Source organism: Ensifer sp. 4252, from assembly GCF_050434565.1.
Lineage (GTDB): Bacteria > Pseudomonadota > Alphaproteobacteria > Rhizobiales > Rhizobiaceae > Ensifer.
Window position 1 is genome coordinate 93,689 of sequence record NZ_JBNDIU010000012.1, and the last position, 12,477, is coordinate 106,165.

Sequence of the window (12,477 nt, forward strand, 5' to 3'; positions counted from 1 at the left end):
GATCAGAAATCGGGGCGGCTTTTCCTCTCGTATCGGATCAACACTTCAACGCACTGCGAAGGGCATCACTTTCGGCGTCGGCGGCGGCTTTCAATGCATCGGGATCGACTCCCAGCCTGCGAAGCGCACGCGCTGCGACACCTTCGCGAAGATCCGCGACCTTCGCCACCACATCGGCGCCGAGCAGCGGTCCACGCCTTGCCCGATCGGCAGCCAACGCCTGCATGACGTGCTCGCCTGAGGGTGCGGCGACATATGCTCCGCGGTCGCGCGGCAACGGTGTCTGTCCCTGCGCGAGCTGCGCGGCAATCCGGGGATCGAGACCAACAAGGCGGAGCGCCTCGGCGTATTGGCGTGCAATGGCTTGCGGCAGGTCGGACGCGTCGGCACCGACCCGCGCAAATGCGCGGCACGCTGTGCCATCCGGAAGATCGAGAGCAGACAACAGGAAGTGTTCCGCTCCCGGCTCGCGCTGCTGGTCTTGCAGAGCATGATATTCGGCGCGTTCACAAAGCGCCTTTATCGTACCCATGTCGTTGAGGCGCTGCTTCATATGGCTGAACACGGAAACCTCCTAGCGCTCGTTACCAGTGACGAGATCCGACAACCGCTTGTGTGCGGCCTGTTTGGAGATCCCAAGACCCTGAGCGATTCTCGCCCATGACCATCCCTTTCCCAGCGCCGCTGCAACCGCTCGGCGCTCAAGGCTATCCGCCAGCCTTCGAAGCGCGACAACGGTGGCAAGCGTCTCTGCTGGATCGTCGGAGGGTTGAAAGGCTTCGGGATCGATCATGCCGTCAACATTAGTTGACGGAAAGTGTGGCGTCAACTTAGGTTGACGAATAGCACTCCGTGGAAATTCCGGCATCTAGCCGCGACACCTACGGGCAAGCAGCAACGAACGAGTCCGCAATTCCGGCTCTTCGGGCGACCCAAAATCAGCACACAAAACGAAGCGGTTTTGTAATTCTGCAGAGGACAGTCGAGATAAGGGATGGCGGACAGAGAGGGATTCGAACCCTCGATACGCTTTCACGTATACACGCGTTCCAGGCGTGCGCCTTCAACCACTCGGCCACCTGTCCATCCGTCAACAGCCGATGGTCATGCGGCTGGATGGGAAGGGCGAGGCCCTTCGTGTCATCCGGCGCGAACCGGCGGACGGGCGGGATATATACCGATGATTTGCGCGGGATCAACTGCTTTCTGACAGATTGTTGACATCTTATGAAACTTGGCAGCGAACGGCTGCCATTGCGCTTGTCGAACACGGGGCCTATCTCTTGCGGCAGAGTTGTTCGGCGCCTCCCTTCGAAGGTCGCCTGGACGTTGCGCCATCTCGGATTGCCACGCTCTCCCATCGCGCCGGCTTTGCCCTGAAACGGGAACCGATGCCGGAAGACGGGCGTGACTGCTCGACCTGGCTGATAGAATTTGAGGAATAAGGGACCGATGCGCTTCGTGCTGAGACTGGCGAGCTTTGTGGTGTTGCTTGCGGCCGTCCTTGCCGGTGCAGTCGATGCCATCCAGTCCGTCGCCGCCTCCGAGCTGGTGATGACGTCGCTCGGCGACGATCTTGAAGCGCTTAGCGCCGACACCGCCAGCTGGGTGCAGTTCGCGCAGCGGACCGATGCCGGGCCGACGCTCTGGCACTCGGTGCTGCACTGGTTTTTGACACAGCCCGCCTTTGCGGTGCTCGCACTTCTCGCCCTCCTCCTGTGGATGGCCGGATACAAGAAGCGACCGGCAGCCGGCCGCTTCGCTGCCTGATCATCGCGGGGCGCTGACCCCACGTCGACGACAAGGAGTTTTCACGATGTTCCTGATCGACATGTTCAACAAGAAGACCATCCTGCCCGACGCGCAGACGGCACTGCCCGGGCGCGAGGACGCCATTGCGACCGCCGCAACCCATTTTGTCTCCGGACGCCCGCTGAAGGGCCCCTACCCCGAAGGAACCGAGAAGATCCTGCTCGGCATGGGCTGCTTCTGGGGCGCCGAGCGGCTGCTTGGGAACTTGCCCGGCGTCTATGTCACCGCGGCCGGCTATTCCGGCGGCATGACGCCGAACCCAACCTATCAGGAAACCACCACGGGGCTGACCGGCCACGCCGAGGTGGTGCTGGTGGTCTACGATCCGAAGGTGGTTCCCTTGTCGAGCCTGCTCAAGACCTTCTTCGAGGAGCACGACCCAACCCAGGGCATGCGCCAGGGCAACGATATCGGCACGACCTATCGCTCCGCTATCTACGCCTATGACGATGTGCAGCTGAAGGAAGCGAAAGCTGGGCGCGACGCCTTCCAGGCGGCACTGAAGAGATCCGGCCATACCGGCAAGATCACCACCGAAATCGAAAAGGCCGGCCCGTTGTACTTTGCCGAGGACTACCACCAGCAGTATCTGGCGAAGAACCCCAGCGGCTATTGCGCCCTGCGCGGCACCGGCGTCAGCTGCCCGATCGGCGCCTGAAGCGCGTCGCGATCTTTCAGAGGCGCTTGCTGCGCTTCAGGCTTTTTTTGTGCATGTCGTTATCGCAAAACTGCTGCACGCTTTTGCGGGAGATGCCTTGGCCTTTTACGCCCCGCACCCGGCGCGCTGTACCCACCCTCGGGTCCTAAAAGGTCAAGGGAACCGGCATTTTAACGCTGCCTGTGAATGTCGGCCGGCATTTTTACCATCCGAAAAATTTTGAGTGTTTTTTTGCCGTGACCGTGCAAGGATGCGGCCACCCTAGCCCCCACGAGAGGGGTGGGTTCCGCAGACAGGCTCCATCCGGGGCCCGCGGGAGGACCCGATAAAGATCAATAGCGACAACAGGGCTGCACGATGAAAAAAACAATTCTCGGTCTCTTTGCTTTTTCCATGATGTCCGCGACGGCTCTGGCCGCCGACATCAAGCCGGCCATCATTTACGATCTGGGCGGCAAGTTCGACAAATCGTTCAACGAAGCGGCCTTTAACGGCGCCGAAAAATTCAAGACAGAATCGGGCGTCGAATACCGCGAGTTCGAAATCGCCAACGACGCACAGCGCGAGCAGGCCCTGCGCCGCTTCGCCAGCGACGGCAACAATCCGATCGTCATGGCCGGCTTCAACTGGGCCGCACCGCTCGAAAAGATCGCCGGCGAATATCCTGATACCAAGTTCGCGATCATCGACATGGTGCTCGACAAGCCGAATGTGAAGTCGATCGTGTTCAAGGAACAGGAAGGCTCCTACCTCGTCGGCGTGCTCGCTGGTCTCGCTTCTAAGTCGAAGACCGTCAGCTTCATCGGCGGCATGGACGTTCCGCTCATCCACAAGTTCGCCTGCGGCTATGTCGGCGGCGCAAAGTCGACCGGCGCTGACGTGAAGGTTCTCGAAGCCTATACCGGCACGACGCCGGACGCCTGGAACGACCCGGTCAAGGGCGGCGAAATCGCCAAGTCGCAGATGGACCAGGGTTCGGACGTGGTCTACCACGCAGCCGGCGGCACGGGCGTTGGCGTCCTGCAGGCCGCTGCAGATGCCGGCAAGCTCGGCATCGGCGTCGACTCCAACCAGAACGCACTGCAGCCGGGCAAGGTTCTGACCTCGATGCTGAAGCGCGTCGACGTCGCCGTCTATGAAGCCTTCACCGATGCCAAGAACGACAAGTTCGAGTTCGGCATTTCCAACCTCGGCCTTAAGGAAGATGGCGTCGGCTACGCGCTTGACGACAACAACAAGGCCCTGATCACCCCGGAAATGCTTGACGCGGTCGAAAAAGTGAAGGCCGAGATCATCGCCGGCAAGGTCCAGGTTCACGACTACATGAGCGACGAGGCCTGCCCCTACTAAGGGCTTAGCCTGAAATCAGAAAGGCCGCCGTTCGCAAGAACCGGCGGCCTTTTTTGTTTCCTGCCGTGATATCTCAATAGTGCGGCGGGCGGGTGATCGCCGGCGCATCGATCGATTGCTCCTCGAGGCTGAGAAAGCGCTCCGTCAGCCGGTCGAGCTTTGCCCGCGTCTGTTCCACGACCTTCCATTGCTCGGCGAGCTGATCGGAGAGCTCCTCGATCGTCTTGGCTTGGTGGGCGACCGTCTCTTCGAGGCGGGTGACCCGGTCTTCGGCGTTGTTCATTTCAGCTGCTCCGTCCTGTCGCCGCCATCCGGGCGCGACACCTACAGCGACCTTTGTGCGTCTTTTCAGGCGCACAAAGGTCGCTGTATCACGTTGAAGAGCTGCATGTTTTTATTCCTAAATCAAACAGGATTTAAGGAAGCATGCAGCGGGGGATTTGCCGGCAGATTGGCCAGCGGATGGCCGCTGTCAAGCAGATTGCGGTTCAGGCTTTGGCCATCGACCCTCGCGTCAGCGAAAATCCGGGATCGCTGGCCGACAGCTTCTTGTGCAGATGCACCATCATGCCGGCGGCAAAGAGCGGCGTCAGCAGATTGAGCAGCGGCACGGCCAGGAAGGCCGCAAGGATGAGCCCGGCAAGAAACACGGTCGAGCGATGCTTGGCGCGGAAAAGCCGCGCCTCCGCCGGCGACCGGTAGCGCATGGCGGCAAACTCGAAGAACTCCCGCCCCAGGAGATAACCGTTGACGAGGAAGAAGGCGATCAGATTGACGCCGGGTACGAGAAGCAGGAACAGCGCCAGTATGTTGCCGAGAATGACGACGCCGAGGAACTTGGCGGAGCCGGCAATTGCCTCTCCGAGCGGCAAGGGCCTGCCCGCCGGCTCGTTCGGATAGTCGCGCGCCTCGACCACTTCGGCGACATCGTCAAGGAAGAGGCCGGCGATCAGCGCCGTCACCGGTGCCAGCAGTAAGGCCAGCGCCAGAGCCAGCCCCAGGCTTGCGAAGATGCCGAGCACGAAGGTGAGCCAACCGGCCCAGGCGGGCGTGCCGGGCATCAGCGCATCGAGCCATGGCAAGGCGAGCCAGATGAACAGTTCGCGAAGCCCGAACCAGAGTGCTGCCAGCGCCAGAAGCGTCAGGCCGAGCACTTTCCAGAACACCGAACGGGTCTCCGGTGCAAAGAGATTGGCAAAAGAAAGCCGCGCCGCGTCCAATATCATCAAATGTCTCCAGTGCCGGGCAGGGTTCGATGAGGCATGTAGGCAAACGTGTTCGCATCGACAAGGCAAGACGGCAGGCATCGCCGGCTTTCGGCAAAATTCGTGCGGCGAACACCGACGAGCCATGGCAAACGCCACGGGGAGCGATATGGTAAGGCATGTCGCGCAAAAGTGCGCAGCGGTTTTGCGATAACGACATGCGCAGGAACAAGAGCTTAAAGCGCAGCCAGCGAATCCTGGAGATCGCGACGCGCTTTAGATGAAAGGCCTGCCGGTGCAGGTCAATGGAAGGACGAGCTACCCAAGGGCGGTAGGCGGACAAGGGGAGACAATGACCAGACAGAAAACGCTCGCCGGGCTCTCGGTACTCGTCCAGGAAGGCAAGCTCGACCCGGTCACCCTCGCCGAGCAAACGCTTGCCGGCATCGCGGCGCATGGCGATCAGACGATCTTCGTCGGCATCACCCGCGAACGCGCTCTTAAGGAAGCCGCGGCCGCCTCTGCCCGGCTAAGGGCCGGCCGGTCGCTCGGCCTGCTCGATGGCCTTCCGGTCGCGTGGAAGGACCTCTTCGACGTCAAGGGCAGCGTGACGACGGCTGGCTCCGCGGTCCTGCGGGACAAGCCGCCCGCTGGCAGTGACGCCGCAGTCGTCGCCGCGGTTGCCGGTGCGGGCATGGTCAGCGTCGGGCGAACCAACATGAGCGAGTTCGCCTTCTCCGGCCTCGGCATCAATCCGCATTACGGCACGCCGCACAACCCGGCCTCGACCGATGTCGAGCGCATCCCCGGCGGCTCCTCGTCGGGCGCGGCGGCGGCAGTCGCCGGCGGCCTCGTGCCGGCGGCAATCGGCACCGATACCGGCGGCTCCGTCCGCATCCCGGCGGCAATGACCGGCATCGTCGGCTACAAGGCGACGCGCGGCCGCTATGCGATGAAGGGCGTCTTTCCGCTCGCCGAAAGCCTCGATTCGCTCGGCCCCCTCTGTCACACGGTGCAGGATGCGGTCTGGCTCGATGCTGCCATGCATGGGCTGACCGCGCCGGTGGTGCGCCGCGGGGAGATCGCCGGCCTTTCGATCGTCATCCCCGAAACGGTGGTCTTTGACGAGGCGGAAAGCGAAGTCGTTGAAGCTTTCGAGGACGCGATCAAGCGGCTGGAAAAGGCTGGCGCGACGGTTGCCCGCCGCGCCTTCCCGACGTTCCAGGCGGTGTTCGACGTCATGGCGCGCCATGGGGCGCTCGTCACGGCCGAGGCCTTCGCGCTTCACCGGGAACGGCTGGCTGGTCCCGAGGCCGAACGCATCGATCCGCGTGTCGTCGCGCGCACAAGGCTCGGCGAGAAGATCACCATGCCTGATTATATCGCGCTTCTCGACGCGCGCGACCGGCTGATCCACGAGACGGTGGAGAGCCTGAAGCCGGGCGAACTCATCGTCCATCCGACATTGCCGCATGTCGCACCGCCGCTGGCGCCATTGCTTGATGACGACGAGCTGTTCTTCAAGACCAATGCCAAGACGCTGCGCAACACCCTGATCGGCAACTTCCTCGATTTCTGCGGCATCTCGATCCCCTGCGGAACCGGCGCCGGCGAAATGCCCGTTGGCCTGCAACTTGCAGCGCCGCATCACCAGGACGACCGGCTGCTGTCGATCGCCCTTGCCGCCGAAGCCGTGATCCGAGGAGAGGCATGATCGTCTGTTTCGATATCGGCGGCTCGGCGATCAAGGGAGCGATCGTGCATTCGCGCGAACGGATCTTTCCGTTGCCGCGACGCACGACGCCGCTCAACAATTTCCGCCAGTTCGTCCAGGCGCTCGAATCCGTGCTCGACGAGGCCGGGGGCCACCCGGAATGCGTGGCGATCTCGATCACCGGCGTCATCGACCCGGAGACACGCCGGATCAAATGCGCCAACATCCCCTGCATCGACGGTCGCGAACTGGTGGCCGAACTCGAGCGCGAGCTGCACCTGCCGGTCAAGATCGCCAATGACGCCGACTGTTTCGCTCTTGCCGAGGCGGGCGCCGGCGCCGGCCGGGGCCACCGCATCGTCTTCGGGGCGATCCTCGGCACCGGTGTCGGCGGCGGGCTTGTGGTCGACGGCCAGTTGATCAACGCCGACGGCGGCTTTGCCGGCGAATGGGGTCATGGGCCTGCATTGGCAGCAGAAGCGGGCGAACCGCCGATCGCCATCCCCGCCTATGCCTGCGGCTGCGGTCAGCGGCGCTGCGTCGATACGGTCGGCGGCGCACGCGGGCTCGAACGGCTGCACGGCACGGTGCACGGCAAGACCATGTCGAGCCACGAGATCATCGAGGCGTGGCTCAAGGGCGACACGGAAGCGAAGCGCACCATAGAAATCCTTGTCGATCTCGTCAGCTCACCGCTGGCGCTGGTCATCAACACCACCGGGGCGACGATCGTGCCGGTCGGTGGCGGCCTTTCCAACGTCGAACCGCTGCTTGAGGAGATCGATCTGGCGGTTCGAAGCCGGATTCTGCGGCAGTTCAAACGGCCGCTGGTCGTGCGCGGCGAATGTCAGGTCGAGCCGGGGCTGATCGGCGCAGCCCTGCTCGGCCTTGGAGGAGAAACGGCATGAACGGCATCGGACTCGAGGTTTGCGTCGACGACGCCGACGGGCTTGCCACTGCGGTCGAGGGCGGAGCAGACCGGATCGAACTCTGCGCGGCGCTTTCCGTCGGCGGACTGACACCGACCGCTGGATTGATGGCGCTCGCCGGGCCGCCACGGGTACCCGTTTACGCGATGATCCGGCCACGTCCGGGCGACTTCGTTTTCAGTGTGGCCGATCTCGACATGATGCGCCGGGATATCGATGTCGTGCGCGATGCCGGGCTCGCCGGCGTCGTTCTCGGCGCATCGCTTGCCGATGGCCAGCTTGATGCGCCCATGCTCAGAAAGCTCACCGGCCACGCCGCCGGCCTCGGCCTCACCCTGCACCGTGCCTTCGACCTGGTGCCGGATTTCAAGGACGCGATCGAACTTGCGGTCGAACTCGGCTTCGAGCGGATCCTGACGTCGGGCGGCGCAAGGAGCGCACCGCAGGCAATCGAAAAACTTGCAGAGCTTGTCGATCTGGCCGGCGGACGCCTTTCGATCATGCCGGGCTCAGGCGTGACACTCGATACCGTCGACGCGGTGCTTGCCCGACTGTCCGTCAGCGAAGTGCACTCGTCCTGCTCGATCCGTGAGCCGGCTCACGATCAGCGACTGGTCGATATGGGTTTTGTGACGGACGATCGGCGCCGGACGGATGCGGCGACCGTTCGGGCGATGAAGGCACGGCTTTCGGCAAAATAGAGCGATCGTTCACTCTTTCAGTTCGCGTCAAAGAAAAGACCCGACGATCATCTCCGATCGTCGGGTCTTTTCTTTGCTTTTTCGCATTTCCTCACGGAAAAACCGCTTCGCAGTCTTTCTGGAAAAGCTCTCGTTTTCCGGTGCCGCCGCGATCAGGCGGCGTAGACTTTGTCGCCGCCGATCCAGGTCGACCCCATGGCGAGCTCAGGCGTCAGCAGCACGAAATCGGCATCTGAACCGGGCAGCAGACGGCCCTTGTGTGAGGAGATGCCCATGGCGTCGGCGGGATAGGCCGATGCCATGCGAAGCGCTTCCTCGACCGGAAGCCTGAGCTTCTCATGCACGAAGCGCACCGACGAGAGCATGTCGATGTCAGCACCGGCGAGCGTACCGTCGGCAAGCGTCAGACGACCGCCGTGGCGCAGGATCTCGCGGCCGTTGAGTTCGAAGCTCGTCATATCCGTCCCGATCGGCGACATCGCGTCGGTCACCAGGAAGATCTGGCCCGGGCCGGTCTTGGCCCGCAGCGCAACGCCCATCGAGGCGGGATCGACATGGTAGCCATCGGCGATCAGGCCGGCATGCAGGGTGCCGGTCGCAAGCGCTGCACCGACAACGCCCGGCTCGCGATGGCCGAGACCGCTCATGGCGTTGAACAGATGCGTCACCGTCTTCGCCCCTGCCTTGGCATAGGACACGGCGGTTTCGTAGCCGACATCGGTATGGCCGAGGCTGACGATGGCGCCGGCGTCGGCGAGTGCCCGAACCTGCTCCTTCGTGGCGTTTTCCGGGGCGACCGTGACCATGAGGGTGCCGAGCGCCTTGGCGCAGTCGAGCATCTCCTTCAGGTCGGCGTCGTCCATCGGCCGGATCAACGCCGGATCATGGGCGCCCTTGCGGGCGACCGAGAGATGCGGGCCTTCGAGATGCAGACCAAGGAAGCCGGGTACGCCGGCCGCCTTCGCCTGAAGGCCGGCGGCGATCGTTGCCGCGCGGACTTCGCGCGTATCGGTGATCAGCGTCGGCAAAAGCGCCGTGGTGCCGAACTTCGCATGGGCCGAACAGATCTGGCGGATGCTTTCCAGCGTCGGCTGCGCGTTGAGAAGCGCCCCGCCGCCGCCGTTGACCTGCAGGTCGATGAAGCCGGGCACCAGCAACAGGCCGTGCGCGTCGACAACCGCGGCATCGGCCGGCACGTTACCGGCTGCCACGACCCCCTTGACGCGACCGGCCTCGATCAGGAGAGCGGCGCCATCGTGCCATTCGATGCCATCGAACAGGCGGGCGCCGATGATTGCCTTCTTCTCGGTCATCTCGTCTCCGTTACCTTCTTGAGGCTGGCCGGTGCATCGGGGTTGAGACCGCGCGAGCGAGACCAGGCTTCGACGAAGCCGTAGAACGGCAGAATCAGGGTCAGCGCGTCGGTGATCGGATGTCCCGTCTCGACAAACGGCAGACGCTTCGCCTTGCCGGCACGGCTCGAAGTAACATGCACCACCGCGCCCTTCTCGGCCATGCCGTCGGCGATCTCGGCGACGGAGCCTTCAGCCGCATCGCGTGCGGCAAGGGTCAGCACCGGGAACTTGGCGCCGACCAGCGCCACCGGTCCGTGCAGCACTTCGGCTGCGGAATAGGCCTCGGCATGCATGCCCGAGGTCTCCTTGAACTTCAGCGCCGCTTCGCTTGCGATCGCCAGCGCCGGGCCGCGGCCGAGCACGTAGAGCGATTCGGCCTCGCCGAGATCGGCGGCGAACTCATGCCAGTCGAGCTTCACCGCCTTGGCGAACTGGTTCGGCAGGTCGGCAACGGCGCGCTGCAGCGCCGCGTCACCGGTCCATTCGCCGAGAACGGCAAGGCCGGCGACAATGGAGTTGACGTAGGACTTGGTTGCAGCAACGGCGATTTCCGGGCCGGCGAGAATGTCGAGCGGATGGGTGCAGGCCTTCGAGATCGGCGACGGCAGGGTGTTGGTCAGCGCGATCGATACCGCGCCGGCATCGGTCGCCGCCTGCGCCATCGCCACGATATCCGGGCTCTTGCCCGATTGCGAGATGGCGATTGCCGCGGCGCCGCCGAGCTTCAGCTTGGCGCCGTAGATCGAGGCGAGCGACGGCCCGAGCGACGCGACCGGGCGACCGGCCTGCAGCTCGATTGCGTATTTCAGGAACAGGGCGGCATGGTCCGAAGAACCGCGCGCGATCGTCACCAGGAAAGCCGGGTCCTTGGCGCGCAGCGCTGCGCCGGCCTGCTTCAGGGCTTCGGACGAATGCTCGAGCAATCGGGCTGCCGCTTCGGGGATCTCGTCGATTTCTCGGCGCATGTTGGTCTGCATGGTCAATTCCTTTCTTGCGGAGCGGCGGTCAGGATTCCGACAGGGTCAGTTCCGCGACAAAATCATAGGCATCGCCCCGATAGAGCGAGCGGGTGAATTCGACGACGCGTCCCGATGCGAGATAGGAGACGCGTTCGATGGAAAGGCCGGCAGAGCCGACGGCAACGCCGAGCATGGAGGCATCCGGATCCTTGATGTTGCAGGCGGAAATGCGCTGCACAGCGCGAACCGGCCGGGAGCGGGTCTTGTCGAGCGCGGTATAGAGCGACGATGTGACCGCCTGCGGATCCGGCAGAAATTCGGCCGAGATGCTCGCGCGCTCGATCGCGAGCGGCATCTCGTCGGCGATACGCAAACGCCCGAGCCGTGCCACCAGCGCATCGGCCGGCAGGCCCAGCGCCATCATTTCGTCCGGCGACGGATGAAAGAGACCGCGCTCGAGCCAGCGGGCATGGGTGTTGAGACCGCGGCGTGCCATGTCCTCGGTAAACGAGGTCAGCCGCGACAGCGATTGCTGCACCTTGGAAACCGGTTTGACGACAAAGGTGCCGGAGCCGTGGCGGCGCACCAGCAAGCCGTCGCGCACGAGATCGTCGACCGCCTTGCGCACGGTGACGCGGCTGATGCTGGCGTAGTCGGCAAGATCACGCTCCGGCGGCAAAGCATCGCCATGATTGAGCTTGCCCGATTGGATCGCATCTTCCAGCGATTGGCGCAGTTTCAGATAAAGCGGGCCGGATCCGCCGGACTGCAGGCCTTCGAGCGGCAGAATGGCGGCAAGATGGTCGGTCATGCGCCGACCTCCGAGCGGGAGCCGAAGCGCTGTGCGGCCAGCGCGACGGCGCCGGTGAGCGCGTCTGCCTCAGCTTCGACGAAAAACGGCTGGTGACGCTCGGCAAGCCAGGGACGATAGAGCGGCGCCAGGCCACCAAGCAGGCAGAGCTTGCGCCCTCCCCGGGCGACCACGACGTCAAGCGCCTCGTCGACCGTAATCGCCGCAGTCTTCAACAGACGCACAGCGACCGGATCGCCCGCCTGCGCAGCTTCGAAGACCCGCGGGGCATAACGGCCGAACTCGCCCGGCTTTGCCAGGCGCGCGAAATCGACGACGGCACTCGGATCGTTCCTGAACTCGGCCATGACGCTATCGGTTACCGGCGACGCCTCGTGGATGCCATCGAAGGCAAGCAGGCTTTCCTGCAGCAGGGCATGGCCGATGCGTGCACCACTGCCATGATCACCGATCGTGAAGCCCCAGCCGCCGACATAGCTGACGACGTCGGCCTGGCGCAGGATATAGATGCTGCCGGTGCCGAGAATGGCGACGGCGCCGTCCTCATCGCCGAGCGCGCCCTGCAGGGCGATCAGACCATCGGACTCGATATCGGCTGCGGCAAACGGCAGACGGCGCTTAACATAGTGTACCGCATCGCCGACATTGTGCCCGGCGACACCGACGATCGCGCGCGCCTCGGCGATCCCTGTGGGATCAAGACCGGCTTCCTCGAATGCCGCCCGCGCAGCGTCGCCGATATGAGCAAGCGCCGTTTCAGGATCCGTCAGAATGTTGGCTGCACCGGCCTTGCCGCGGCCCAGAATACGTCCATCCCCCGCAGCCACAGCCGCCCGGCAGCTTGTTCCGCCGCCATCGATTCCTATTAGGTAGTTTGGCATGAGCACCTCCGCCCATTGAAGATACCAAAAAAATACCAATAACCAAGTCCGAATTGGCCTCGCCATCCAATTTTGAAATAATGCTTTGAATAACAACGGATA

The 12,477-nt window shown here is 63.6% G+C and carries 13 protein-coding genes and 1 tRNA gene; 6 read left to right on the forward strand and 8 right to left on the reverse strand.

From position 1 onward, the window contains the following. Positions 1-37 precede the first annotated feature (37 nt). Positions 38-565 (reverse strand): Clp protease N-terminal domain-containing protein, encoded by a 528-nt coding sequence (locus ABIE33_RS21440; protein ID WP_429129156.1) that lies wholly within the window; start codon positions 563-565, stop codon positions 38-40. A gap of 430 nt (positions 566-995) precedes the next feature. Further along, positions 996-1,085 (reverse strand) — tRNA-Ser (locus tag ABIE33_RS21445). 367 nt (positions 1,086-1,452) lie between these two features. Between ABIE33_RS21445 and ABIE33_RS21450 the strand changes: the two genes are divergently transcribed. The 3 genes from ABIE33_RS21450 to ABIE33_RS21460 all read left to right on the forward strand — a co-directional run bounded on the left by ABIE33_RS21450 (position 1,453) and on the right by ABIE33_RS21460 (position 3,820). Continuing rightward, a complete protein-coding gene (locus ABIE33_RS21450) occupies positions 1,453-1,770 on the forward strand; it encodes a hypothetical protein (protein WP_429129159.1) in 318 nt (105 codons plus the stop codon). Between the two features lie 46 nt (positions 1,771-1,816). Beyond that, entirely contained in the window at positions 1,817-2,470 is a 654-nt protein-coding gene (msrA, locus tag ABIE33_RS21455) for a peptide-methionine (S)-S-oxide reductase MsrA (protein WP_429129162.1), read from the forward strand. Between the two features lie 357 nt (positions 2,471-2,827). Continuing rightward, positions 2,828-3,820: a BMP family lipoprotein gene (locus ABIE33_RS21460; protein WP_429129165.1), complete on the forward strand. Its 993-nt coding sequence runs from the start codon at positions 2,828-2,830 to the stop codon at positions 3,818-3,820. A 73-nt stretch (positions 3,821-3,893) separates the two neighbouring features. On the opposite strand, the gene ABIE33_RS21465 is transcribed toward ABIE33_RS21460, so the two are convergent. Together ABIE33_RS21465 and ABIE33_RS21470 are read right to left on the reverse strand one after the other, a co-directional pair. After that, entirely contained in the window at positions 3,894-4,103 is a 210-nt protein-coding gene (locus ABIE33_RS21465) for a SlyX family protein (RefSeq protein ID WP_429129168.1), read from the reverse strand. 205 nt (positions 4,104-4,308) lie between these two features. Next, positions 4,309-5,046 carry a sulfate transporter family protein gene (locus tag ABIE33_RS21470; RefSeq protein ID WP_429129170.1) on the reverse strand — a complete coding sequence of 246 codons (738 nt, stop codon included), beginning with the start codon at positions 5,044-5,046 and terminating at the stop codon, positions 4,309-4,311. A gap of 331 nt (positions 5,047-5,377) precedes the next feature. Between ABIE33_RS21470 and ABIE33_RS21475 the strand changes: the two genes are divergently transcribed. From ABIE33_RS21475 to ABIE33_RS21485, 3 genes are read left to right on the forward strand one after another with little or no spacing between them, the layout of a single operon-like run. After that, positions 5,378-6,739 carry an amidase gene (locus ABIE33_RS21475; protein WP_429129173.1) on the forward strand — a complete coding sequence of 454 codons (1,362 nt, stop codon included), beginning with the start codon at positions 5,378-5,380 and terminating at the stop codon, positions 6,737-6,739. Continuing rightward, a complete protein-coding gene (locus ABIE33_RS21480; protein WP_429129176.1) occupies positions 6,736-7,647 on the forward strand; it encodes an ROK family protein in 912 nt (303 codons plus the stop codon). Before ABIE33_RS21475 ends, ABIE33_RS21480 begins: the two co-directional genes overlap by 4 nt. Further along, complete coding sequence (locus ABIE33_RS21485; protein ID WP_429129179.1) at positions 7,644-8,369, forward strand: copper homeostasis protein CutC; 726 nt, start codon at positions 7,644-7,646, stop codon at positions 8,367-8,369. The genes ABIE33_RS21480 and ABIE33_RS21485 overlap by 4 nt, the downstream gene beginning before the upstream one ends. 152 nt (positions 8,370-8,521) lie before the next feature. On the opposite strand, the gene nagA is transcribed toward ABIE33_RS21485, so the two are convergent. The 4 genes from nagA to ABIE33_RS21505 are packed head-to-tail and all read right to left on the reverse strand — an operon-like array spanning position 8,522 to position 12,375. Continuing rightward, positions 8,522-9,682: an N-acetylglucosamine-6-phosphate deacetylase gene (nagA, locus tag ABIE33_RS21490; RefSeq protein ID WP_429129182.1), complete on the reverse strand. Its 1,161-nt coding sequence runs from the start codon at positions 9,680-9,682 to the stop codon at positions 8,522-8,524. Beyond that, on the reverse strand, positions 9,679-10,701 hold the full coding sequence (locus ABIE33_RS21495; RefSeq protein ID WP_429129184.1) for an SIS domain-containing protein: 1,023 nt from the start codon (positions 10,699-10,701) through the stop codon (positions 9,679-9,681). The genes nagA and ABIE33_RS21495 overlap by 4 nt, the downstream gene beginning before the upstream one ends. Positions 10,702-10,729: 28 nt before the next feature. Continuing rightward, positions 10,730-11,494, reverse strand: coding sequence for a GntR family transcriptional regulator (locus tag ABIE33_RS21500; protein WP_429129186.1), 765 nt, complete (start codon positions 11,492-11,494; stop codon positions 10,730-10,732). Beyond that, positions 11,491-12,375 carry a BadF/BadG/BcrA/BcrD ATPase family protein gene (locus tag ABIE33_RS21505; RefSeq protein WP_429129189.1) on the reverse strand — a complete coding sequence of 295 codons (885 nt, stop codon included), beginning with the start codon at positions 12,373-12,375 and terminating at the stop codon, positions 11,491-11,493. Before ABIE33_RS21505 ends, ABIE33_RS21500 begins: the two co-directional genes overlap by 4 nt. Positions 12,376-12,477 lie beyond the last annotated feature (102 nt).